This window comes from Gracilibacillus sp. YIM 98692, assembly GCF_010993965.1.
Classification (GTDB): Bacteria; Bacillota; Bacilli; order Bacillales; family Amphibacillaceae; genus Gracilibacillus.
Genome location: NZ_WIXM01000002.1, coordinates 442,904 through 468,733, shown reverse-complemented (window position 1 = coordinate 468,733; position 25,830 = coordinate 442,904). Strand labels below are relative to the sequence as shown.

The 25,830-nt window shown below is 35.9% G+C and carries 22 protein-coding genes; 5 read left to right on the top strand and 17 right to left on the bottom strand.

The genetic code is table 11. The annotated features are described in order from the left end of the window. Positions 1-325: 325 nt before the first annotated feature. From hisIE to GHD00_RS04460, 8 genes are read right to left on the bottom strand one after another with little or no spacing between them, the layout of a single operon-like run. Complete coding sequence (gene hisIE, locus GHD00_RS04495) at positions 326-973, bottom strand: bifunctional phosphoribosyl-AMP cyclohydrolase/phosphoribosyl-ATP diphosphatase HisIE (protein ID WP_205600702.1); 648 nt, start codon at positions 971-973, stop codon at positions 326-328. Beyond that, a complete protein-coding gene (gene hisF, locus GHD00_RS04490) occupies positions 963-1,721 on the bottom strand; it encodes an imidazole glycerol phosphate synthase subunit HisF (protein WP_163536903.1) in 759 nt (252 codons plus the stop codon). The genes hisIE and hisF overlap by 11 nt, the downstream gene beginning before the upstream one ends. Continuing rightward, positions 1,718-2,422 carry a 1-(5-phosphoribosyl)-5-[(5-phosphoribosylamino)methylideneamino]imidazole-4-carboxamide isomerase gene (hisA, locus tag GHD00_RS04485; RefSeq protein WP_163536902.1) on the bottom strand — a complete coding sequence of 235 codons (705 nt, stop codon included), beginning with the start codon at positions 2,420-2,422 and terminating at the stop codon, positions 1,718-1,720. Before hisA ends, hisF begins: the two co-directional genes overlap by 4 nt. Positions 2,423-2,434: 12 nt before the next feature. Beyond that, positions 2,435-3,031 (bottom strand): imidazole glycerol phosphate synthase subunit HisH, encoded by a 597-nt coding sequence (gene hisH / locus GHD00_RS04480; RefSeq protein ID WP_163536901.1) that lies wholly within the window; start codon positions 3,029-3,031, stop codon positions 2,435-2,437. After that, positions 3,028-3,615, bottom strand: coding sequence for an imidazoleglycerol-phosphate dehydratase HisB (gene hisB / locus GHD00_RS04475; protein ID WP_163536900.1), 588 nt, complete (start codon positions 3,613-3,615; stop codon positions 3,028-3,030). The genes hisH and hisB overlap by 4 nt, the downstream gene beginning before the upstream one ends. Continuing rightward, complete coding sequence (gene hisD, locus GHD00_RS04470; protein WP_163536899.1) at positions 3,602-4,900, bottom strand: histidinol dehydrogenase; 1,299 nt, start codon at positions 4,898-4,900, stop codon at positions 3,602-3,604. Before hisD ends, hisB begins: the two co-directional genes overlap by 14 nt. After that, positions 4,897-5,517, bottom strand: a complete 621-nt coding sequence (gene hisG / locus GHD00_RS04465; RefSeq protein WP_163536898.1) for an ATP phosphoribosyltransferase — start codon at positions 5,515-5,517, stop codon at positions 4,897-4,899. The genes hisD and hisG overlap by 4 nt, the downstream gene beginning before the upstream one ends. Continuing rightward, entirely contained in the window at positions 5,514-6,641 is a 1,128-nt protein-coding gene (locus tag GHD00_RS04460) for an ATP phosphoribosyltransferase regulatory subunit (protein WP_240468587.1), read from the bottom strand. Before GHD00_RS04460 ends, hisG begins: the two co-directional genes overlap by 4 nt. Before the next feature lie 154 nt (positions 6,642-6,795). Between GHD00_RS04460 and hisJ the strand changes: the two genes are divergently transcribed. Next, entirely contained in the window at positions 6,796-7,635 is an 840-nt protein-coding gene (gene hisJ / locus GHD00_RS04455; RefSeq protein ID WP_163536897.1) for a histidinol-phosphatase HisJ, read from the top strand. A gap of 531 nt (positions 7,636-8,166) precedes the next feature. Here the strand turns inward: hisJ and GHD00_RS04450 are convergent. The 4 genes from GHD00_RS04450 to GHD00_RS04435 form a co-directional block, all read right to left on the bottom strand. Then, a complete protein-coding gene (locus tag GHD00_RS04450; RefSeq protein ID WP_163536896.1) occupies positions 8,167-11,775 on the bottom strand; it encodes a dynamin family protein in 3,609 nt (1,202 codons plus the stop codon). 112 nt (positions 11,776-11,887) lie between these two features. Beyond that, positions 11,888-14,338, bottom strand: a complete 2,451-nt coding sequence (parC, locus tag GHD00_RS04445) for a DNA topoisomerase IV subunit A (protein WP_163536895.1) — start codon at positions 14,336-14,338, stop codon at positions 11,888-11,890. Positions 14,339-14,358: 20 nt separating this feature from the next. Further along, a complete protein-coding gene (gene parE / locus GHD00_RS04440) occupies positions 14,359-16,308 on the bottom strand; it encodes a DNA topoisomerase IV subunit B (protein WP_163536894.1) in 1,950 nt (649 codons plus the stop codon). A gap of 107 nt (positions 16,309-16,415) precedes the next feature. Continuing rightward, complete coding sequence (locus GHD00_RS04435) at positions 16,416-16,832, bottom strand: CoA-binding protein (RefSeq protein ID WP_163536893.1); 417 nt, start codon at positions 16,830-16,832, stop codon at positions 16,416-16,418. 243 nt (positions 16,833-17,075) lie between these two features. Between GHD00_RS04435 and plsY the strand changes: the two genes are divergently transcribed. From plsY to yidD, 3 genes are all read left to right on the top strand, one after another. Further along, positions 17,076-17,660, top strand: coding sequence for a glycerol-3-phosphate 1-O-acyltransferase PlsY (plsY, locus tag GHD00_RS04430; RefSeq protein WP_163536892.1), 585 nt, complete (start codon positions 17,076-17,078; stop codon positions 17,658-17,660). Between the two features lie 394 nt (positions 17,661-18,054). Next, positions 18,055-18,978, top strand: a complete 924-nt coding sequence (folE2, locus tag GHD00_RS04425) for a GTP cyclohydrolase FolE2 (protein ID WP_163536891.1) — start codon at positions 18,055-18,057, stop codon at positions 18,976-18,978. Positions 18,979-18,989: 11 nt separating this feature from the next. Continuing rightward, complete coding sequence (yidD, locus tag GHD00_RS04420) at positions 18,990-19,232, top strand: membrane protein insertion efficiency factor YidD (protein WP_163536890.1); 243 nt, start codon at positions 18,990-18,992, stop codon at positions 19,230-19,232. 108 nt (positions 19,233-19,340) lie between these two features. On the opposite strand, the gene ligD is transcribed toward yidD, so the two are convergent. Continuing rightward, positions 19,341-21,113, bottom strand: a complete 1,773-nt coding sequence (gene ligD, locus GHD00_RS04415) for a DNA ligase D (protein ID WP_163536889.1) — start codon at positions 21,111-21,113, stop codon at positions 19,341-19,343. Between the two features lie 90 nt (positions 21,114-21,203). Between ligD and ku the strand changes: the two genes are divergently transcribed. Further along, positions 21,204-22,058: a non-homologous end joining protein Ku gene (ku, locus tag GHD00_RS04410; protein ID WP_163536888.1), complete on the top strand. Its 855-nt coding sequence runs from the start codon at positions 21,204-21,206 to the stop codon at positions 22,056-22,058. Positions 22,059-22,089: 31 nt separating this feature from the next. On the opposite strand, the gene GHD00_RS04405 is transcribed toward ku, so the two are convergent. Genes GHD00_RS04405 through GHD00_RS04390 form a run of 4 tightly spaced genes read right to left on the bottom strand, consistent with a single transcriptional unit; the run spans position 22,090 to position 25,743 of the window. After that, positions 22,090-22,389, bottom strand: coding sequence for a hypothetical protein (locus tag GHD00_RS04405; RefSeq protein ID WP_163536887.1), 300 nt, complete (start codon positions 22,387-22,389; stop codon positions 22,090-22,092). Further along, positions 22,389-22,811, bottom strand: a complete 423-nt coding sequence (locus GHD00_RS04400; RefSeq protein ID WP_163536886.1) for an acyl-CoA thioesterase — start codon at positions 22,809-22,811, stop codon at positions 22,389-22,391. The genes GHD00_RS04405 and GHD00_RS04400 overlap by 1 nt, the downstream gene beginning before the upstream one ends. Beyond that, positions 22,808-25,087, bottom strand: coding sequence for an AAA family ATPase (locus GHD00_RS04395; protein WP_163536885.1), 2,280 nt, complete (start codon positions 25,085-25,087; stop codon positions 22,808-22,810). The genes GHD00_RS04400 and GHD00_RS04395 overlap by 4 nt, the downstream gene beginning before the upstream one ends. A gap of 47 nt (positions 25,088-25,134) precedes the next feature. Then, positions 25,135-25,743, bottom strand: coding sequence for a redoxin domain-containing protein (locus GHD00_RS04390; RefSeq protein WP_163536884.1), 609 nt, complete (start codon positions 25,741-25,743; stop codon positions 25,135-25,137). Positions 25,744-25,830 lie beyond the last annotated feature (87 nt).

Below are 25,830 nucleotides of genomic sequence, written 5' to 3'. Positions count from 1 at the left end.
CCAATTAGCAATGAACGGCTTGCTAGGCACGCGGCACGGCTTCAGCTTCCTCGGCAGAAACCCACTGCCTGCGGGATCTTCAGCTCGCGCTGTTCCCCCAGGAGTGTCACATTTTTCCGCAGCTTTGAGTAGTGTTCTATTCAAGTAAGATTCTTGAAAAGTTCGTTTAATGTGCTACACTTTTTTATATTCAAAACAACACTATCAGCGTAGTGTATTGCCGGAGCGGTAATGTGAAGCATTCACTTAATTGTCATTATGTTTCAGTATTCTTCTGCTATGAAATTGATGCATTTTAGAAATCATTAATAATCTAGATGGTTTTTTACCATTTTTTGATTTCTGCGCGGTCGCCTTTGCTGTTTCCTTTTTTCGCAAAACGGTTAGATAGTTCCTGTTTAACATCATTTAATGAAACGCCTTGATTAGCCATCATGACGAATGTATGGTAAAGCAAATCACTTACTTCATTCGTTAACTCTTCTTTGTCATTGTTTTTAGATGCAATGACAACCTCTCCTGCTTCTTCGATTACTTTTTTACCAATTTTGTCGACACCTTTATCATAGAGATAATTCGTATAAGAATTTTCAACACGCTCCGTTTTACGTTGCCCCACTTCATCCATTACTTGTTCCATAATGGATGCATCAAAGCTTGTTTCTGTTTCTGCTACTCGGTTATAAAAGCAAGAAACTTCCCCTGTATGGCAAGCAGGGCCTGCTGGGATAACTTGTATCAGCAAAGTATCTTGATCACAATCTAAATCAATGGACTGCACTTCTTGCGTATTACCAGAAGTTGCCCCTTTATTCCACAATTCATCACGTGATCTGGAATAAAACCATGTTTGCTTCGTTTCTAACGTTTTCTGATAAGCTTCTTCATTCATATAAGCAAGCATTAATACATCTTTTGTATAATAATTGGTTATGATTGCTGGAATTAATCCCTTCGAAAAATCAGGCCTCACGAACATTCACTCCTTGCTGTTTACAAACGTTTTTTACTTCTTTAACGGTAAAGGTATTTTCATGAAAGATGGAAGCTGCTAGTCCAGCTGATACATTTGTTTGATTAAATACTTCCGGAAAATGTTCGGGTTTGCCGACACCTCCTGAAGCAATAACTGGAATTCTAACCGCCTCTACCACTGCTTCTGTTAGGTCGAGATCAAAACCGTTCTTTACTCCATCTGTATCCACACTTGTTAATAAAATTTCTCCAGCACCTTTAGCCTCTGCTTCTTTCACCCATTCAATCGCATCAATGCCGGTATCTTTACTACCACCATGTGTCATCACATGCCAACTATCTCCAACACTTTTAGCATCCACTGCTACAACCGTACATTGTGCTCCAAACCTTTCAGAAGACTCTGTTATAAGTGAAGGGTTTTGCACAGCTGCTGAATTCATTCCTACCTTATCTGCACCCGCTTTAAGCAAACGATTGACATCTTCAATCGAACGAACTCCACCACCAACTGTAAATGGTACAAATACGTTTTCAGCTGTTTGACGCACAATATCTACCATCGTTTGGCGCCCCTCATTAGTAGCCGATATATCTAAAAAAATAATCTCATCTGCTCCAGCTTTTGAATAATTAGATGCCATTTCTACCGGATCACCTAATTCCCTTAACCCAACAAAATTTGTACCTTTCACCACTTTTCCTTCTTTTACATCAAGGCATGGAATAATACGTTTTGCAATCACGACTTCAACCCCTTTAAGGTAACCTTTCCATCATAGATGGCTTTTCCCACGATCGCTTCTTTAATACCGATTTGATCAAGGGCTTCAATATCTTCGTTGCTGCTCACACCGCCAGATGCTACGATTTTACAATTTACAGCATCATTCAACTTTTGCAATTGCTCTAAGTTGGGACCTGTCAACGTACCATCTCGAGAAATATCTGTGAACACTATAGTTTGCACACCTAATGCTTCCATCTTTTCGGCAAAGGTAATGTAATGCATTTCCGAAACGTTTTCCCATCCACGTGTCGCCACCATTTCATTTTTTGCATCAATACCTACTACAATATGCTTACCAAAACGCTCTAACGCTTCACGTAGAAATTCCTCATCCTCCAATGCTGCAGTACCAATCACTAATCGATCAGCTCCAGCATTTACTAATTTTTCTATTGTTTCAATATCTCGAATACCTCCACCTACTTGAACAGGTACTGTAGCTATTTCACATAGTTGTTCAATTAATTGATATTGTCTGGCCTCTCCACTTCTTGCACCATCTAAATCCACAATATGAACAATTTCAGCACCGTCAGCTAAAAAGGTTTTTAGTTGAGAAATTGGATCACTTCCAACTTGTTCTGTTTTCGAAAAGTCACCTTGATAAAGGCGTACACACTTTCCATCAATTAAATCGATCGCTGGTAAAATTTTCATGACTATCCCCCGTTATTTCGTTTCTTCCATAAATACTTTTAATAAACCTACTCCAACTTCTCCGCTTTTTTCTGGATGAAATTGGATTCCAAAAACGTGACCACTTCGAACAATAGCGGGTATGGTTGTACCATAGTCAGTGGTCGCTACTAAGTAATCTTGCTCTGTTCTTGCTTGATAAGAGTGAACAAAATATACATGCTTATCCTGAAAAGGAGTGAAAGGATCGTGCCCCATTTTAATTTGTAATTGATTCCATCCTATATGAGGTAATATATATTTTGTTTCTATACGGTTTACTTCCCCAGGAATCAGGCCTAAGCCCTCAGCTATTCCATTTTCATACCCTCTATCAAAAAGGAGCTGCATGCCTAAGCAAATACCCAAAAATGGTTTATCTTTCGCTAATTGTCTTAAAGGCTCTTTTAATTGACGATCTTCTATTTCTTGCACCGCTGCTTTAAAAGATCCAACTCCTGGTAAAATAATATGGCTGGCTTTTTCCAATTCTGCAACTGAGTCGGTTATCGTGACCTCATACCCTAAATTTTGAAATGCATTTTTAACACTAGCTACGTTTCCCATACCATAATCAACTATTGCTATCATTCAATTAACCCCTTTGTCGAATTAACTCCTTGGATTTCCGGATTTATTTTGATTGCTTCAGCTAATGAGCGGCCTAACGCTTTAAAAATCGCCTCAATTTTGTGATGAGTATTTTGGCCATACAATACGTTAACATGCAACGTAATGCCTGATTGGAAAGCAAACGCCTGTAAGAATTCTTGAACAAGCTCTGTATCAAAATTACCTAAAGTTGGGTTATCAAAGCTTGCATTAAATACTAAAAATGGTCTTCCGCTAATATCTAAGGAGACAAATCCAAGTGATTCATCCATAGGCACATAAGCGTGACCGTAGCGGTTAATTTGTTTTTTATCACCAAGTGCTTCTTTTATTAATTGACCTAAAACAATGCCAACATCTTCTACAGTGTGATGACTATCGATATGTAGATCGCCATCGGCTTTCACATCTAATCCGATACGCCCATGGCGAGCTAGCAGTTCTAACATATGGTCAAAAAACCCTACACCAGTTTGAATTTGAACATGACTCGCATCATCCAAGTCTACGGAAATATCTATTTTTGTCTCAGCCGTTTCACGTGTCTTACTAGCTTTTCTCATGATTATTCTCCTCCAAACGTTTCACTACTGCCTTACCGTGTCCTTCTAGTTGTTCTTCATTTGCAATATTTATCACATGCTCGCCAGCATGTTGTAAGGCTTCTTCTGAATAATATAAAAAAGTTGTTTTCTTCACAAAGTCATCGACAGATAATCCAGAAGAAAAACGAGCTGTCCCAGAAGTTGGTAATACATGGTTAGGACCCGCGAAGTAGTCACCTAAAGCTTCAGGTGTATAGTGTCCTAAAAACACAGAACCTGCATGCTTTACTTTACTTAAATATGACAAAGCATCATTTACTTGGATTTCTAAGTGTTCTGGAGCTATTTGGTTCGCTAATTGAAATGCTTGTTCAAGCGATTCTACCAGAACGCTTGCTCCTTTGTCTTTTAAAGATGCTGTAGCAATAGATTGTCTAGGTAAAACATCGCACTGAATTTCCAATTCTTTTTCAACTTGTTTAATTAATGAAGCTGATGTTGAAATGAGAAAAGCCCGTGCATTCACATCATGCTCTGCCTGTGCGATTAAATCTGCTGCGACATAGGATGATTTAGCCGTTTCATCTGCAATAATGGCCACTTCACTAGGTCCTGCAATCATATCTATCCCAACATCACCAAAAACTAATGACTTTGCAGCAGCTACATATGCGTTCCCTGGCCCAACAATTTTGTCAACGGAAGGAATAGATTCTGTTCCATATGCTAAAGCAGCTACGGCTTGCACACCACCAACTTGATAAATCTTTGTTACTCCTGCAATATCTGCAGCAACAGAAAGAATGGGAGCAATTTCTTCTCCATTTTTAACTGGTGTTACCATAACCACTTCACTTACACCAGCTAATACAGCCGGTATAGCATTCATTAGAACGGAAGACGGGTAGCATGCCGTTCCACCTGGTACATAAATCCCAATTCGATCCAATGGTCGGAATAGCTGACCAGAAATAATATCTTGTTCTGTTTCCATCATGCGAGAAGTAGACAGCTGTTTTGAATGAAAGGAACGAATATTCTCAGCTGCTTTTTGTAAGGATTCGATAATCTTATTATCTACTTTATCCCAAGCTTTTTGACGATCCGCATCACTCAGCAAAAAATGGTCTGGAGCTTTGCCATCAAATTTCTCTACATATTTTCTTACAGCCTGATCTCCATTAAGTTGAACTTCATCTATAATCTCACTCGCGGCTTGTAAAAATTGTTGTTTCTCTTTGCTATTTGTTTTTTTAGGTAAAGCTTGAGATAAAAATTGTTCCTCTGATAATTGTTTGATCATGTTTCCTTCGCTCCTTTCTTAAACGCCTCAATTACTGGTACAAGCTGTTCTCTTTTCACCTTTAATGTAGAGCGATTGGCTATAAGTCTAGCGCTAAAGGTTAAAAATTCATCCTCGACTACAAGACCGTTCTCTTTTAATGTAGTGCCGGTTTCTACGATATCTACTATAGCATCTGCTAAACCTAAAATAGGAGCTAATTCCACAGATCCTTCAAGTTTAATAATATCGACAGATTCTCCCTTATTTTTAAAATACTCTTTTGTTATGTTCGTAAAAGTACTAGCAATACGTTTCTTTTGATCTGGCCATATATAACCATCTTTTGTTGCAAGAGCCATACGACATTCTCCAAAAGGTAAAGGGAATAAATTATAGACATCTGGCTGATGTTCAATTAATATATCACCGCCAACCACTCCTAGATCAGCGATCCCATTTTCCACATATGTGGTTACATCTACTCCTTTAGCAAAGAAGAAAGAAAATTGATCTGTTTCTACCTGTAATTTTCTCCCTTTGTTTAGAAGTGGTTCAACATCATAATCCAATGTTTGAAAAAATTTTAAAAATTGCTTTTCTAAGCGTCCTTTTGTTAATGCGATAATTGGCTTCATCTTTCCACCACCTTGTACCCACTGTTATCCTCTACTAAATCATATACTTTATCATAAGCTTGATTATTTGTTATTTCGTACCGGATGTCTACTATTTTATCCCGAAATTCATGGCGGAATTTTTCCGCAACAGCATGTGTTTTTGGCGTTGCTAGTAAACAGATTTTTTCTTTCCATTGTTTTTGATCCATTTGACTAGCTAAAATATCTACATCAAACGCCAACCCCACTGCCGTTGTTTCTTGATTAAATTGCTTATATAAACGATCATAACGACCGCCTGAAAAACAAGTGGCGCCATTTTGGGTTAAAAACCCCCTAAACATCATGCCGTCATAATATGGTAGATTTTTCACACGACCTAAATCAACAATCACTTCTGTTTCACCAATCTCTTCTAAAAGTTGGATCATATTTTTTAATTCTTCTAAAATCGTTAATAATTCAGGTCGTTCAGACCAAATTTGTTCATATCTTTCGATCATTTCTTTTGAACCATACGCATCTATTAAATTAGTAAGAGGCTCAACTAATTCTTTATATCCCAGGTCCCTTACAATTTGTTCTACTAAGTCTGTTCGTTTATCATGCATCGCAATACGAAGTGCCTCTTCATCCTTATCACTAAAAGGAAATGGTGCAATGATTTCTTCAAAAATTTTCGTATGCCCAAGCTCCATTACGTATTGATTTATAGATAAGCTTTTTAAATAATATACAGCAGTTAATAGACATTCACTCTCTCCCAAAAAACTGTCTGTATGTACCATTTCAATACCTGCTTGTCTGCTCTCTGTACCATCTTTATCCATACGAAAAACAGATCCCTGATACGACCATTTTTGTTCAGATGGATGCTGATTAGCTACAGCACGAGCAACAGCTGCAGTCCAATCCGGACGCAAGACCTCAATGTCCCCTTCATGATTAAACCATTTCAGCATGTTCTGTAAATCCATGCCTGCAACTGGATTAATAAATGTATTAGCATATTCTATAACCGGTGTTGATATTGGTTTGAAATTTCGTTCTTCTGTAATATTTCGAAAAATTTCATTCGCTCTCAATCGATTCGAAATTTGATTACCTGTTTCATCTTGACTACCAGCAGGTAAAAACATCATTACTCACATCCTACTCCACTTTATTGTTTTATCACTCTACCGTGATAAAGCGATCAGTTGTATTAACAATACCACATTCATTTAAAAAATGTCAATAAAACCTTTAGTTTTCTTGACAAACAGTTTATGATGATTAGGGAAAGGAGATATAACAATGAAACAAAATGGTGATTATCACGTACATACCCCTTTTTGTCCACACGGATCAAATGATAGGTTACATCAGTATATAGAAAAAGCGATCGAAAAGGGATTACAAGAAATTACATTTACGGAGCATGCCCCTTTACCACATGCTTTTCAAGATCCTACCCCTGATAAGGACAGTGCAATGAACTGGGATGATATGGAATCCTACATACAATCGATTAGAGATTGTCAACATGCTTATAAAGGAGATATAAAAATCAACCTTGGATTTGAGGTTGACTATATCGAAGGTTATGAAAAGGACATTACGCAATTTCTTTCAGAATATGGTCCATATATAGAGGATGCCATCCTATCTGTCCATATGTTAAAAACTCCCAAAAACCAGTATGTTTGCATTGACTTTAGTTGTGATGCATTTGGTGATATTATAAAACAATTTGGCGATATCGACATTGTCTATCAAAAGTATTACCATACGATGGAAAAGGCAATACAATCTGATTTAGGGTTCTATAAACCGAAAAGAATGGGACACATCAATTTAATTGATAAATATCAAAAGGTTTACACAACCAAAAAATCATATCAAAAAGAAATTTATCATTTATTAGATCTGATCAGAGAGAAAAAAATGGAGTTGGACATTAATACAGCAGGCTTATATAAAGAAGACTGCGGAGATATTTATCCGCCAGTTGATATCATACGTTTCGCTGATCAATTAGATATCCCTCTTATCTCTGGTTCAGACAGTCACACGGCTAAGCATATCGGACGAGGCTTTGATCAACTTCCATCCCATATTCCCTACTCAAAACCAAACAGTACAAAAAAATCATAAACAGCTAGCACATAATCGCTAGCTGTTTACATAAGCAATTTTCTAAAAATTATTACTTTTAGAATAAACCCTTGTGACACAAAAGCCATAAACTGCGCAGTAACTTTGAATAGCTTCCTCCCACTCGTCTCACGATTAGTGCTTAATCACCGCTGCGGAAAAACACTCGCTTTCACCCAAGGGTACAAGTGCGACATCTACTCAAGCTCCCTTTGGTCACTTTCGCAGTGTCTTCTTTGCCGTGGGGAAGGCTTCAGCCTCCTCACGAGCAAAATGTGTTCGTTTTAAATGAGAAAAAACAACATTCTTACTACACAACAGCGGAAGAAATATACGTAGATCCTGCGGGAAAAGCACGAGCTGAAAATCCCGCAGGCAGCGGGGTTCTGCCGAGGAAGCTGAAGCCGTGCCCGCGGAAAGCGAAGTATATTTCTGTAGCGGTATTTATACACTCACACCATACTATTACACAGTTTGGTTCAACTGTGTAGTAAAATCAACACACAGTGGAAAAACGCTCTTTCATGAATGTTATTTTAGTTTTTGTTTTAATAAAGGTTCCAATTTTTGTAATTGATCTAAATCTTGCGCTGTTTGCATTAACCCATGATTCATATGCTCATAATAGGAAGTAAGCTCATCTTGGTAGTCTGTCCGAATTTGATGTTCTTTTTCTTTCCAGATATCTTCATAGAACGAATATAACTGGTCTTCTGCTTTTGTCATATAATTATTCCATAAGTTCAGCACTTTTTCTTTAAGAGCAGCTTCCAATTCCTGTCTGCCATCCAGTGCAAAAAATCCTTTGGTATCTTTATAATTTGCAACGAATGATTGGATCTCCTTATCTTGCAAACCAATTGGCTCAAGCTCCAATCCAGGAGTCTCAATAGCTATCGTTTCGAAACTTGACAATGAAAAAGATGCATCTATCTTTTTCATATCTTCATTTATTTCCTTCCACATCCCATACATCTCTTTATTCCAAGTTGTCTCCATTCGGACAAAAATAGCTTCCAACTCATGCCTAATTCTTTTGTTAATTCCTTGTAAAAAGGCCTCTATTGCTAACTTAAGTTGTTCTTTTCCTCTTCTTCCACTCGATTGAATGGCACCGGGATGCACTTCTGCACGAAATAAATCTGTAAATTGAATAGATAATCGTTGTTGGACATAGAAGCATTGTTTATTTAATTTTTGCTTTATTGCTTTCGTATGATAGGAAGAGTCTTTCCCCTTAATAAGGTTCATCATTTTTTCTTTATTAGCCTTATTATTGTGTAGCAGTTCTTCTTTACGCGTTTCGTCACTTTGTCCCCACTCTAGCCATTTTTCAATTAACGCATGTGCTCGTACTATATCGGTATATATGGCCTGCATACTCATCTGGGTTAATTCTTCTTTTATAAACAAATAAAAGTCATCTTCCAATATAGAAAAACCTGATTCTGTCCCTTCTTGGTTCGACAATTTTTCATTTAGAGCTAATTTACTTGATAACGGGTACATTCTAGGTTGATAAATGTCAAATTCTTGTAATTGTTCTTTTATATATTGTGTTACCATTTCTACTTCTTGCTGATCTTTCGCTAAATCCATTGCATTGATAATAAAAAACATCTTGTCTAGCTGAAATGCATCTTTTACTCTCCCCAACCTTGTTAAGAACTCTTGATCGGGTTTAGCGAATGGATGATTGTAATAAGTTACAAACAAAATAGCGTCAGCACTCTTAATGTAAGAAAAAGATAAATCTGTATGCCTTGCGTTGACAGAGTCGGCCCCTGGGGTATCAACAAGCGTAATATTATTTTGGGTTAAGGGACAATCATAAAACAATTCCATTTCTTTAACAAAACAAGCAAGTGTTTCATCTTGCACATAGCGATGAAATGCTTGTAACTCAATCAAATAAGAGGTACCCACTCTTGACTTCATATCGGTAAATCCACTGACAAAAGCAGATAAAAATGATTTATGTTGATGATCAATCTTCAACTTATTTATATTCATTTTATTCAACCATTTGTAAATAGATAAAAGGTCTGAAAAATCTTTATCTGCTAAAATAGTTTTGATATCTGCTATTAATTCTTGTTCACTCTTTAGCGTTACCAATACATCACCGTGACGATAGTTGGAATTAGATGGGCTGATCTTATTGATTGCCGCTGTTGTTGGATTTGGTGAAACTGGTAGGACATCTTTCCCTATTAAGGCGTTGGCGAAAGATGATTTCCCAGCACTAAATGCTCCGAACAAAGCAATTGTAAAATTTCTATTTTTTAACCTTTCGGCTTTTGAAATAAGATCTTTTCTCACGGATTCCAAGGCTGATATAGACTCCAAATGATCTGATACATCGATTGCATCCTGTAATGTTTGTTCAAATATAAATCGACTTCTATTTTTCTCTGATTTTTTTTCGATAGATGGCTTAAGTTCTGTTGAAGGCTTCTGATTCCTTTTCACCTGATTAAAATCAACCACTTTAGCTATAGAGCGTTTTTTCATCAAATTCATTACATATTGAAAGGTTTCTTCATTCACCGTTTCTTTCTCTTTCAAAATGATATCTAAGTGTTTTTTTTCATCGACAACGTTTTGTTGTTCCAATTGGATTTGTTTTTGCTTTATTTCCCTTTCTTTTTCCATGTTAATAATAAAAGATAATTCATCTATTTGCTCATCCAGTTTTTGAAATATTTGGTTTTCAAACTGAAACCATTGATCTTTATAATATTGTCTATACATTTTCTTAACATGCTGACTAATCTTGTCCGTATAGACAAGTACATAATCACCATTCACTTTTGTTCCTTCACTCATGAAGTCTGTACAGTCATGCTTATCAAAATCGTCTTTAAAAATAGAATCTGGAAACGAAACCGTAACAAAATCTTTTAGGAATTCCGTTAACTTATCTCTAAGCTTCCATTCTATATTGACTTCGACTTGTTCTGTCAGCTGCTTATAGAATCTCTCTAACCGGGTCTCTCTTTCTTTTTTTATTTTTTTCTTGTTTCGAAATAACCCCGTTTTAAAGTTTGGCTCAAAAGCCTTTAGCATATCAGTGGCTAGTTCTCTTAATTCATAGGGCATTAAGGGTGCATTTTTAATCGTATCATCCAATAACTTATGATACTTTTCTTTTACCGTTTTCTTATGATTCTCCAACTTGTTTTTTTTATCTAAAGCCTCTTGATAGGATAATGAACCAGCTGGAGTTGTTTCATAAAGTTCTTGTTCTAAGTGGTTGATTACATCATTCTTTTGCTTTTCTAAATTAGAAATATACTGATCAGTAATTTCTTCTAATCCATCTTTTATCGTTTTATCCACTTGAGCTGAAGACCCGGGAGTCATCCAATTTTCTAGCTCTGTTATTACTTGCTGCCATTGGTTCATTGACAATTCCGGTTCAGTCAAAGAAGTATAATAAACCCCGTTTGGAGAAATGTCCCATTGTTCAAAAACGGAAACCAAACTTTGTCGAAATTGTTCGAACGGTATTTCCTGTTCATCATGTTTATCAATTTGGTTAACGACAACATAATATGGTTTCTTTTTACTTTCTAAATGCTTTAAAAACATAGCGTTTACTTCAGATTGAACATGGTTATAGTCCATAACATAAAACAATACATCTACTGTATGTAAAGCAGATTCTGTCATCAACCTGTCCGCATCATCTGCAGCATCTATTCCGGGTGTATCCATTATCGTTACATTCTCTGGCAAAGCTTTCAAATCTTTATAAATTTCAAGCTTTTTTATTTTCTCCCCATCACGACATAGTGCATGCAAATCATTTACTGGAATGGAACTGTCTATTTGAACAGGCTTGCTTTCCGTAAAATGGACGATAACTTTTTCTGTACCACGCTTAATCTCGACAATATTCGCGCTGGTTGGTATAGGACTTTGCGGCAATAGTGGTTTGCTCATTAATTTATTGATAAACGTTGATTTTCCGGCTGAAAAATGTCCACTAAAACAAATATTGAGTGTCCCTTGGTCCTTTTTTCCTAAAAAATCAAGCATCTTTCTTTGATTTTCCTGATCAGATTTCTTTTCGAAAAAATCATATAACGTAGCAATTTGATCCTTATTATACGTTTTCATTGTAGTTGTCACCATGAAAAAGACTCCTCTTGCATTTTGTTATTTAATATTATACGTTTTTTTTGCTTTATTCGCTAGACTATAAAGAAAAAGATATCCAATAAATCATTGGATATCTTAAAAATACTTATTCACTAGCTTCAAACGGTTTTACTAATGAAATGAATTTACAAGCAGACTCTACTTCTCCTACAGTATCTGTATCTACCACATAGGATCCATTGCTGTACCTATCGCTTTGTGGCAGTTCTTTTGGCATAACCTGTTTCCTTTCTCCTTTGCTCGTATGCAACACCATTTCCTCTTCTTCTTCTAATATATCAAATCCCACAATTCTATGAGGTTTTCTTTTTAGCTCTTTTAACATGATTAAACCTTTTTTTGCTCGTGATGCTTTATCAAAACGATTAATAGACATTCTTTTACAAGCACCTCGTTGGGTGGCAATGAATAATAGTTGCTTGGTATGGTTTGAGTTAAATATAGTACCATTAATCACGTGTTCGTCTTCTTTTAGTTGCATGGCTTTGACACCAGCAGCTCGTTGACCTACAGGGCTCACCTCTGATTCATGGTACCATAAACCATATCCTTTATTTGAAGCAATAAAAATATCTGAATCTCCATCCGTTAGTTGAGCATTCACTAATTGGTCATCCTTCTTAAGATTTAAAGCAATTAATGGCCTTGTATAACGTTGAGACTGATATAGATCGAGACCGCTTTTCTTCACCATTCCATTTTTCGTAAAGAAGATGAAGTATCGAGAAGAATCGAATTCTCTTACAGGAATAGCTGTTACGATCGATTCATCATTTTCAAGCGAGCTTAAATTAGAAAGGTGTTGACCTAAATCCTTCCAACGTATGTCCGGCAGCTGGTGAACAGGGATAGGCATAAACCTTCCTTTGTTTGTAAAAAGAAGCAAATAATCTGTCGTATTAATCTCATATAATCCAATCAAGTAATCTTCATCTTTCATAGTAAAATCATCATTACTTGATGCCGTGTAAGAGCGGATGCTCGTTCTTTTTACATATCCTTGTTTAGTAACAGAAACAATAACATCTTCACTTGCTACTGTCACTTCAACATTAATCTTTAATTCTTCTATTTTTTCTTCAATATTTGTTTTACGAGAATCTGCATACTTTTTCTTCATCAGACGTAAATCTTTTTTAATTACAGATAAAAGCTTTTTCTCGTCCTCTAAGATATGGGTATATTCTTTAATAGCATCTTCTAATTCCCTAGCTTCTTTTTCCAACGCTGTAATATCTGTATTGGTTAAGCGATAAAGTTGAAGGGTAACGATTGCCTCTGCTTGCTCGTCCGTAAATCCAAATTGGTCTTGAATACGAAGCTTAGCATCTTGTTTATCATTGGACGACCTGATCGTTTGGATTAATTCATCTAAAACGGAAACTGCTTTAATGAGCCCTTCTACAATATGTGCTCGTTTTTTTGCTCTATTTAAATCATAACGAGTTTGTCTTAACATTACTTCTTTCTGATGTGCGATATAAGCATCAATTATTTCAGTTAGATTTAACAGCTGTGGTGTCTTATCTTTAATCGCAACCATATTAAAATGATATGTAATTTGTAAATCCGTGTTTTTATATAAATAGTTTAATACTCCTTGGCTATCGGCATCTTTTTTTAGTTCGACTACAATTCGAAGTCCCGTTCGATCCGTGTCATCACGAACTTCTGCAACTCCTTCTACCTTACGATCAATTCTTAATTCATCCATTCGTTTTACCAACATGGCTTTGTTTACTTCGTATGGGATTTCGTTAATGACAATTTGTTCTCTATTTGCCTTTAAAGGTTCTATGGTTGCATTTCCACGTACTACTACTTTTCCTTTTCCTGTTTGGTATGCTTTTTTTAACCCTTCATACCCTTGTATAGTACCACCTGTTGGAAAATCCGGCCCCTTAATGATTTCTAACAATTGTTCAATGGTAGTATTTGGTTTTTCAAGTCGTTTGATGATTGCATCGATGACTTCTCCTAAATTATGTGGCGGAATTTCCGTCGCATAACCTGCTGAAATACCAGTAGATCCATTAACTAGTAAATTTGGAATACGAGCCGGTAACACTACTGGCTCGTCAATAGTGTCGTCGAAGTTTGGAATAAAATCTACTGTCTGTTTATCAATATCTCTAATTAATTCAGAAGAAATCGAAGAAAGCCTTGCCTCTGTATAACGCATAGCTGCTGGAGGATCTCCATCCACGCTCCCATTATTCCCATGCATCTCTACTAATAAATTCCTTACTTTCCAAGACTGGCTTAACCGAACCATTGCATCATAAACCGATGAATCACCATGGGGATGGTAATTACCAATCACTGTTCCGACTGTTTTCGCTGATTTTCGGTACGGTTTATCATGCGTATTTCGCTCCTCATGCATAGCATATAAAATACGACGTTGTACAGGTTTTAGCCCATCTCTAGCATCAGGTAAGGCGCGATCTTGAATAATATATTTACTATAACGTCCGAACCGATCACCCATTACTTCTTCTAATGGTAAATCTAAAAACTTTTCTGTTTCTGCCAACGATACTCCTCCTAAGTCAATTAAATTTGAATGTTTTCATTATCTATAATATTTTCGTCTTCTTCTAAACTAAATTGGACGTGAGATTCAATCCATTTCCTTCTCGGTTCTACTTTATCCCCCATTAGTGTTGTCACCCTTCGTTCCGCTCTGGCTAGGTCATCAATCGTTACTCGTATTAAAGTTCGGGATTCCGGGCTCATCGTCGTTTCCCATAATTGTTCCGCATTCATCTCCCCTAAACCTTTGTAACGCTGAATGGCATAACCATTTTTATATTTTTTAGTAATACTTTTAAGCTCTTCTTCATTCCACGCATAATCAACCTTTGCTTTTGCCCCTTTACCTTTTGAAATTTGGTACAGTGGAGGTAAAGCAATGAAGACTTTGCCTGCCTCAATCAATGGGCGCATATATCGATAGAAAAATGTGAGAAGTAATACTTGTATATGTGCTCCATCCGTATCGGCATCTGTCATAATAACAATTTTATTATACTGTACATCATCTAAAGAAAATTCAGTACCTACACCTGCTCCAATGGTATGAATAATGGTTGAAATTTCCTCATTTTTGAATATATCTACCAATTTTGCTTTTTCTGTGTTAATGACTTTACCTCGTAATGGTAATACAGCTTGGAATTTTCGGTCCCTTCCTTGTTTAGCAGACCCTCCTGCTGAGTCACCCTCGACAAGGTACAGCTCATTCTTATTGGCATTGCGAGATTGTGCTGGTGTTAATTTACCACTTAATAATGCATCTTTTCTTTTCTTCTTTTTCCCCGTTCTTGCTTCTTCCCGAGCTTTTCTTGCAGCAAGCCTTGCTTCTTTAGCACGAATCGCTTTTTTAATCAGCATGGAGGCGACATTAGGATTTTCTTCTAAGAAATATAGTAAATGCTCTGCAACAATAGCATCCACTGCAGAACGAGCCTCTGCCGTTCCGAGTTTTCCTTTTGTCTGTCCTTCAAACTGTAATTTACCTTCTGGAATCTTAATAGAGATGACGGCCGTGAAACCTTCTCGAATATCATTGCCATCTAAGTTCTTATCCTTTTCTTTTAAAAGGTTTACTTTTCTTGCATAGTCATTAAACACTCTTGTAATCGCAGTTTTAGCACCAGATTCATGCGTTCCGCCATCTTTTGTTCGAACATTATTAACGAACGATAAAATGTTTTCCGCATAACCATCGTTAAATTGAAAGGCGAAATCGAGTTCCATTTCTTGTTGTTCTCCTTCAAATGCTACTACTTGGTGGAGTGAATCTTTCTCTTCGTTTAGATAAGTGACAAACTCTTTTAATCCCTCTGGATATTGATAGGTCTCTTTTAAATGATTCTGCCGTTCATCGACTAACTCTATGGTTATTCCCTTTAAAAGAAAAGCTGCTTCTCTTAATCTTTCCGCTAATATGTCAAACTGAAAAGTATCAGTGGAGAAAACAGAGCGATCTGGTTTAAATGTAATTTGAGTCCCCGTCTTTTTTGTTTTCCCTTTCTTTTCTAGGGTTGTTACTGGCTTACCTCCCCCTTCAAAACGTTGGTAAAACATTTCACCATCACGTTGAATCGTGACCTCCAACCATTCAGACAAGGCATTCACAACAGAAGCACCGACACCATGCAATCCTCCACTTGTTTTATAACCGCCTTGGCCAAACTTTCCTCCTGCATGCAGAACTGTTAATATAACTTCTGGGGTTGGTCTGCCTGTATGGTGCATCCCTGTAGGCATTCCTCGCCCCCAGTCCTGTACAGTAATACTCTGATCTTTATGTATCGTTACTTGTATTTTCTCGCCATGACCTGATAATGCTTCATCCACAGAGTTATCTACTATTTCAAAAACAAGGTGATGAAGTCCTCTAGCATCCGTACTCCCAATATACATACCTGGTCTTTTCCGAACGGCTTCTAATCCTTCTAATACTTGAATTGATTCATCTGTATAAGTTTGATTATTCATAAGCTTTGTTTATTACTCCTTCCATCCCGTTACCTATCGATTACTATATTTCTTGTCAACACATACTATTTTTTAGTATAGAACAGATGTTCTGTTATGTAAAATAATCATCTATTCATTAGTATAGAATGTGCCACTTTAATGCATTTGTCCATAACCACTTCTTTTCCATGTTCTCGCAACAACTCGTATGCTTGTTGATCTATAACACCTTGCTGCATCCAAACATAATGAATATTCGTTTTTATCAAATCTTGCGCAATGTCCATAAGGTAGATAGGTCTTCGAAAAATATTGATCAAATCAACTTCTGTTTCTACTTCTAAAATAGAATCATATGCTTTTTCCCCTAATACTGATTCAATATGAGGGTTTACCGGAATAATTCGATATCCTGCATTTTGCATCGCTTTTGCAATCTGAAAAGAGGTTCTGTGTGCTTTATCAGATAACCCTATAACTGCAATAGTTTTGGAATTAGTCAGCATTTTTTTCATTAATTCTTGCTCTGTTTGCATGCCCATAATCAAAACACCTCATTTTTATTGATTAAACCACGTTCTTATTTTATACGCAAGTCCACTTTCAACGTTGCGTTATTACATGAGATTCTATTTGCTTCATTATTCCATTCTTCTCTATAAATATCATACCTTGATAAAAATTTAAACAATGAATATACTCATTTCAAGTAATACATGATAAAATGTATGAAGACTCATGAAGGCATCACTCAATAAATTTTCTAGTTTTGAAGGAGAAATCGTATGGAATATATTATTTTTATCATTCTTGCATATTTACTTGGCTCTATACCGACTGGATTAATTGTCGGAAAACTTGGATATAAGATGGATATACGTGAACACGGAAGTGGTAATTTAGGTGCTACTAACACTTTCCGAGTACTTGGAATAAAAGCTGGTATTATTGTTATTATTGTAGATATTTTAAAAGGGACGCTTGCAGCTATTTTACCGATCATTTTACAAGCAGACAATGTTTATCCCTTATTAATTGGGATTTTTGCCGTTATCGGCCATGTTTATCCACTATTTGCGAAATTTAAAGGCGGTAAAGCTGTTGCCACATCATCTGGTGTAATTCTTGGTGTTAACCCGTTATTATTTGTCATTATGATATTAAGTTTCTTTCTGATTTTGTATTTGACAAAATATGTGTCATTGGCTTCTATGTTAACAGGTATTATAACGATTATTGTCACAGTTGTACAAAAAGATATTGGACTTATGCTCGCAACAAGTTTGTTAACGATATTTGTGATCTATCGACACCATACGAATATCAAACGAATCATCAATAAAACAGAGCCGAAAATAAAATGGATGTAAATACTTAAACTGCTTTTTCAGAAGGTCTAACCCTACGTTAGATCTTTTTTCTAGTACATTGGCCACTGATAATAAAACGCACACAAAATGCATAAACTGCGACGTGATTTTAACCATTCTTTCTTGGGTGAGCGCTAGTGCAGCGCAGCGGAAAGCGGAATATCTTGGCGGAGCGTATTTCCACAATACCTTATGTAAAAAGGTAGAAAGTATTAAAATTATAGAATTTCCACTACGTTACATTTTTGTTTAACTATGTACTATACAACCAAGAATTAGAAAAGAGCCTATTTCTATTCTTTATAAGATATACAAAAAAAGGTTAATAAATTGAATAATGAGAAGGAATTGAGTATACTTTGAATTAGTTGTAAAGACGGAAAGGGGTTCAATCATGAAATCAGATAGAGCAAGATCATTACCAAATAAATTAGATAGACATAAATTATTTGGCTCTGTAGAACCAGGAGAAAAAACGAAGCCTACAGAGAAAGAAGAAATGCCTGATTTACAAAATACTAGAAAAGACTTTTTATTTGATATAGATCATGTCGGCATCACAAACGTAAAACATCCAATAAAAGTGAAAAGTACGGTTAAACCATATGAACAGACAACCATTGGTACATTTGATATGACTTCTTCTATTAAAAAAAATCACAAAGGCACCAATATGAGCAGGTTTACTGAATTAATGAATCAGTATAGTCAAACTGGAGCTTTTGAGGTCTCTATACAACAACTTAAAGAATTTACTAAAGAGCTAACAGAAAGATTAGAGCAAGAGGACAATCAAATCACGATCGAATTTCCTTGGTTTTTTGAACGTAGTGGTCCGGCTTCAGACCAAGCTGGTATGAATCATGCCAATGCAACTATTTCTGTCCAATATCATTGCCATGCAGGATTTGATATATCTGTTGGGCTGGAAGGAACAATAACGACTCTATGTCCTTGTTCTAAAGAAATTAGTGAATATAGTGCTCATAACCAACGAGGAATCGTTAAGATGAAAGCAACTTTAACTGGTGAATTCAAAGAAAACAATACTGATTGGAAAGAGGCACTATTAGAAGCTGCTGAAAGTAATGCTAGTGCAAGAATTCACCCAGTATTAAAGAGACCAGATGAAAAAATGGTAACCGAACAAGCTTATGAGAACCCTCGCTTTGTGGAAGATATGGTAAGGTTGGTGGCAGCTGACTTATATGAAATGCCTTTTGTGCAAAAATTCACTGTCACATGTCAAAATGAAGAGTCTATACATTTACATGATGCCATTGCATCGATTACTTACGATAAGGCACTTGACATGTAGGAGGATACGTTTTGCAATACCTATTCATTGGCATTATTCGTTTTTATCAAAAGTTTATAAGCCCTATGTTTTTACCTAGTTGTCGATTTCAACCTACTTGTTCACAATACAGTTTAGAATGCTTTAGATCCTTTAACGTGTTCCGTGCTTTTTATTACACGATTAAACGGCTATCCAAATGCCACCCATTCCATTCAGGTGGATTTGATCCTGTTCCCGAGCCAAAAAATCAAAATAGAAAATTTTTAAGATGATCTGTCTTTACAACAGATCATCTTTTTTATCGTTAACCATAAGTGAGGGATAAAGCCCCCACTTATGGAAGTCTCTCTTTATCTCTGTGGCTGTCAAAAGCAAGTTTTTTAATCCGCTATATCTATTTGCTGCATGGGACATCCTTTCTCTGTTAGTCTTTGTGATATATTGTGGATGGTGTAATTCTTTGGATTCAGATTTTCATTTACTTCCTCCCAATATAATGGTGTAGCTACCGTAGCTTCTTTAGTAGCTCTAGGTGAATAGGGTGCAATTATGGTCTTTCCTTGAGCATGTTGCACATAATCAATATATAATCTCTTTCCTCTATTCTTTTTTAATCGTTCAATAGTAAAGGAACTTGGAAACTTATCAACTAAGACTTTAGCTACTGCCTCCATAAATTCTCGTGTTTCTTGAAATGACATGCTGCTCTGCTCTAGTGGTATATGTACTTGTAATCCAGTTTTTCCAGATGTTTTAGCAAAAGTTTGATAGCCTCGTGATTCAACCATTTCTCTAATATAATGTGCAGCAGAAACAGCTAATGAAAACTCGTTTAACGATGGTGGGTCTAAATCAAACACCATTTCATCAGGATAGCTTGAATCAACTTGTTGAAACGGAGCATGAAATTCCAATGCCCCATGATTGCCAAACCATAACAAACTACGCAAATTATTACATAACAAATCTTTTTCCCCATCTTCTCCAATGACGCTTTCTATATAGCTTGGTGCATATTCAGGAAGATGTTTTTGATAAAAAAATGATTCGTTTACACCATCTGGATAACGAATAATAGTCAACCTTTTATTTTGTAACTTATGTAATAAAAATGGGGCCACTTCCCTCAAAAATAAGACATAGTTACGCTTATTGACAGATGGAAATAGATTTTTATCTGGCTTTGTAATATCTATTTCGTCTGGCAACTGCGCTAAACCAATCCTTACTTTTTCCCACGTACATTCCTCTGGAGATAAATCAAATCGAAATTGACGAAATAGTGGTTCACGTAATTCTTCCTTCTTTACATTTAAACAATGAATATCAACGCAAATGCTAGGAGGTAAACTCCAGCTAAAGCCATTTAATTTGTAACCTTTCTCTTTGAAAAAGCGCTTTAACGTTACTTTTTCATTCTCCTTCAACCCATTTTTTACCTTACCTATTGGCAATGATGAAGTGGGATGATCAGACATTATCTCTACCTGGAAATAATCATTATTGGCATTCCAACTTGTTATAAAGCCCTGTACAGATCGGAAGTTCTTCCATTTAAGCCATTTATTAGTTCTTTTCGCTTCCGCATATTTAGAATCTCTCTGTTTAGCAACGATACCCTCAGCCTGATGTAAGAAAACAATTTGTTCCAAATCACGCAATGAACGATAGACTTTTACAATTTGCAATCTTCCTTTGAAAGATCCAAATCGACTAAATAATTCTTCTACATATTTTCGTCTTTCTGCTAGTATTTTATTTTGTAAAGATTTACCCTCTGATTTCAACATGTCAAATACCATGAAAGTTGCAGGTCTTTTCTGACTAAATGAAAGGATCTTCTCTTTTGATTGAAGCCTTCCACGTTGCTGCACCAGAGAAAAAATGGAATGATATGGTGTTTTTAAGACGACTAATTCCCCATCTAAAAATAATGGAAGCAAATGATTTATATAGGATTGATTATTTTGACACCATAAAACAATCTCAGGGAAATTAGGAGTTAGATCGTGGCCATTACGACTCCACAAGGTTATTTTGTCTTTAGTCCATTCTAATCCGCATCGAAAACCATCATATTTCACTTCAAACAACCATTTCTCTGTATCTTTTGAAAGTTCTTCCACAAATGTTGGCAGCATTGGCTTCCACATGATACTTTCGCTCCTTTAATAACTTCTTTTCAAATCTCTGTATTATTATGACCAATACGCAAAAACTAACTATAAAAAAGAGGTGATCAAATGCATACAATGTGGAAAGGTACCATTAGCTTTGGTTTAGTTAATATTCCTGTAAAGCTTCACTCCGCAACAGAAAACAAGGATATTCCCTTACGAAATTTGCATAAAGAATGCCAATCGCCTGTTAAATATGAAAAAGTATGTCCGGTGTGTGATAAAGAAGTGGAAAAGGATGATATCGTAAAAGGCTATGAATACACTAAAAATAAATTTGTGATTTTAGAAGAAGAGGATTTGGAAGCTATTAAAGATGAAAAGGAAGACAAGTCTGTCGAAATTGTGGACTTCGTAAATCTTGAAGAGATTGACCCTATCTACTTTGACAGAAGTTATTATTTATCTCCAAATGAAGGTGGGAGTAAAGCTTACTCGTTATTACGTCAAGCATTAAAAGATACCAAAAAAATTGGGTTAGCCAAAATTACGATTCGCTCCAAAGAACACCTTGCTGTTGTAAGAATTTACCACAATACAATAGTGATGGAAACCATCCATTACCCTGATGAAGTACGGGATTTCCAAGAAGTTCCAAATGTTCCAGAGGAAGATAATGTGGTAGAAAAAGAATTAGAAACAGCAAAAATGCTGATCGATCAGCTAACCACTGACTTTGAGCCAGAAAAATATATAGACGAATATCGCACGGCATTAATAGAATTGATAGAGAAGAAGAAAGAAGGCGAAGACATTTCCACAGCTAAAGAACCTGAGAAACCTGATAATGTCACGAATTTAATGGATGCGCTAGAAAAGTCTTTAGATAAATCGAAAAAAAGCAAAAAGAAAGCAGCTAGTAGTAAGAAAAAAGCTACATCTAAAAAGAAAGCAACTGGGCAAAAAAAGAAAGCAACTTAGATAGAAAGCTCCTATTTGAATGGAGCTTTCCCTATAAATTAAACTTTTTCATTTGATCCCACTGCTCTTCTGATGTTAAAATGCGCCTTTGTTTCTCACCAAGCAAATCAAAATGTGGATAATCAGGATCCCGATGAATCCACTCTTTTTTTAATCCATATTTTTGTCCCCAACGAATTAATTTTAAAAAATCACTACATCCAACCTTGGTCACAGAAGTGCAGCCTGGAAAACGATCATCTACCCAGTAATGGGTCAAAAAAGCTACCTTCCCTGCTTTCACTTCTTGTTTCCAAGTTCTCAATTCTTGACGATCGACTCCAAATGCCATTACGACTCTTCTCCCAATGCATTCATATACGCTTGATGCCAATTAGGAAGTTTCTTCTTTAACGATAATGGCTTGAAATTGTCTTTTTTGACTATAACATGCTGTGTTTCTCCAGAAACAGCAACTTCTTTTTTGTGATTTAAGATTTTATAACCATATGTTGTTCGAATCCCATTATAAGATTCAAGCCATGTCTGTACAAATGCCTCTTCACCGTAACGAACTGGTTGTTGAAATTGAATATTGGCATTTATAACGGGAGATACAATGCCGTCTTTTTCCATCTCATGATATTGAAATCCTAACTTTTCAATAAAAGCAGTTCTTCCAATTTCAAACCAGATTAGATAATTTGCATGATATACAACTCCCATTTGATCTGTTTCCTGATATCTAACCTTAATTGGTGTTGTTACCTTCATTTCCGTTCTATCCCCCTAACGGTATTCCAAGCCATCTCAAAGTCTTTTTGTTCTAACGTTTGAAGGCCATCAATTGAATCCTGCTCTCCATTTATTCTAAGTGCTTGATATTGAATAGCTTCATTAATCAAGTTTGTAACAAATCGGCCATTACCACTTATTTGTGCTTGATTAAACTTATCTAATAAATATGTTTTGACTTTGTCAGTGATGTTGTATTGATATTGTTGTACATGAAATTCAACCATTTCTAATAGCTCTTCATCCGTATAATCTTGAAAGTGAAAGTATTTTTTGAATCTGGACTCTAAGCCAGGGTTACTAGAAATAAAGCGCTCCATTTCGTTTTTATAACCAGCTAAAACAACTACAAGGTTTTCATTACGTTTGGTCATTTCATCGACTAATGTATCAATCGCTTCTTTTCCAAAATCTTTGTCCCCACGGAATAAGGCATATGCTTCATCAATAAAAAGCACACCACCTAATGCTTCTCTTATTTTGGATTTTGTTTTCATTGCTGTTTGTCCAACATAGCCAGCCACCAAGTCACTTCGCGAAGCTACAACAAGATGCCCTCGTTTTAATAGTCCGCATTCCTTTAAAATTTTAGCAAATATTTGGGCAACCGTAGTTTTTCCTGTCCCAGGATTACCTGAAAAAACCGAATGCAATTGTATCGGCACTGTGGGAAGATCTTTTGCTTTTCTTTTCTGTTGTACTCTCACAAAAGCACTCAATTTCTTCACTTCTTCTTTCACATCAGCTAAACCAATTAATTGCTCTAATTGCTGCATCGGATTCGATGACTCAGCACCTTTATCCAATAAAGCAATGTCGGCTTCTGAAATCCTCATATGTTTTATCCAATTTTCATGGGAAGGCATTTCTTGTTGTGCACCAATATGAAAAATAACTTTTAAAACTAAATCTTTCACTGTTCTAGCATTACCGAAAGACTCATCAACACGAGCTTTTTCAATTAATGAACGGAATCTGTTTCGAGCTTTCTTGGTAAAGAAATAATCATTTTGCAAGGCTGTTTCTTCTGCTATCTGCAGCAATTCTTCATCTGTAAAGTCGGGGAGCTTAATAAAATTACCTTCTGGAAAACGACTTCTTAACCCTTGGTTTGCCCATAAAAATTGATTCATTTCCTCTGAATAGCCAGCAAAAATAACAGCGAATTTATTCGCATACTCTTGACTTGTCATACTTGATACAAGGGTATCAATAACAGCTTGTCCATAATCATTACCTGTATGATCTTCACGCTTTAAGTTGTAAGCTTCATCAATGAATAAAACACCGCCTAAAGCTTGCTTGACATAATTACGTGTATTTTCTTCACTCTGCCCCATAAAAGAGCCTACTAAATGGGATCTATTAACCTCAATGACTTTATTGGATTCTAATAACCCTAATCGATAATAGATATCGGCAAGCAATCGAGCTATGGTTGTTTTCCCTGTTCCTGGGTTTCCGGTAATTACCATATTCATGCCTTGGTCGTCTACCATGTGGAAACCTACTTCTTTTCGTTTCTTATGGTATTTTAGATAATGGTAATAATGACTAATATAATCCTTTACTTCATCTAAACCGATCATTTGGTTTAACTCTTCTAATGGATCGTCTGTTTGGTCTTCTCTTAAAAAGTAGGGTAATTCATGATGAAACAATTCCACTTTTCTTATTAACATATCAATCTGGTCGTTGTAAGGGGAAATTTCTTGTTGTGACTTTCTTCTTTCTAGTGCAAAGACGATCCTTTCTGTTATATCCTCCAATTCTTCTGCTTGTTTGAAAATATCATCATAAGCATGCTTTAGTGAACCACCATTTGAATAATCTCGCATTTTTTGTTTTTTAAACGCTTTTAACTCTTTTAGAAGTGCTTTTGCTTTTTTCAATTTTACTGGGTCAAAATCTGTTTCCCGTAAAGGATAATAACTTAAGTTTATATCCTTCATATAATTGTATAAATGAACATAATGTTTTAATGCTTGTACTTCATAAACCATGGGATGAATCCCATTTCCTTCTAAACTAGATAGATGTTTATTAAGATGGTCATCCGTTACATTTCTCTTCAGTCGATAAAAAGCAAGCATACTATATAAAACGGCTTCGATTTCTTGATCTACTTCTATATTGTCTTTTTTCCATTGATCAATTATTCTTAAAAGATCAATTTCTGTATATGGCGGACGGTCTTCTAATGAGCGCCAGCTGTATAAATTTTCTTTAATGTCTTCCATTACATTCTGTTCCATGTTGATTGCTCCTTTCGCTAAACCGTCACATATTCTCCATTATCATTCTATTCATTCATGTCATCTAATGCACTTTGTGTGTATTCTTCCATTTGTTCATATGTCATAAATCCATTTACTCTTTTTATGATTTCTTGATCTTCTGAACGAATAAAAAAAGTTGTTGGAATATTAATAATAGAATAGCTATCATACATAGATGCTTCTTTATCTAATAAAATGGCAAAAGGGAATGATCCATCCTGTACAAACTGATGAACTTTCTCCTCACTTGTTTCTGTATCCGTAACATTAACAGCGACAACTTGAGCTTCTTCTCCATATTCATTATGTAAAGTTGCTAAATCAGGCATTTCCTCCATACATGGCTTACACCATGTCGCCCAAAAATTTAACACGACAACACTTGTATCGAAATCATCCCAAGTTGCTTTATCCCCTTGTAGATTAACTAATTGAAACGGGGGTGCTTTATCACCCTCTTGCAATAATTTTTGGTTAGGTGCTGTCAAGGCTTCACCAGAAATAGATGGATCTCCTGTAACATCCACTTCATTTGGCCCCGTATCCTCTTGTTTAGGAGTATAGAATTGATCTATCAAAAAAATCGCTACAAGCACAGCGATTATACTAATACCAAGAATATTTTTTTTCATTTTGCTGATCTCCCTTGCTTTACAATTACATTTATTATAATAAATTTCAAACCTAGCGTCTAACTATTCGGTCTCTATTATGTAAAG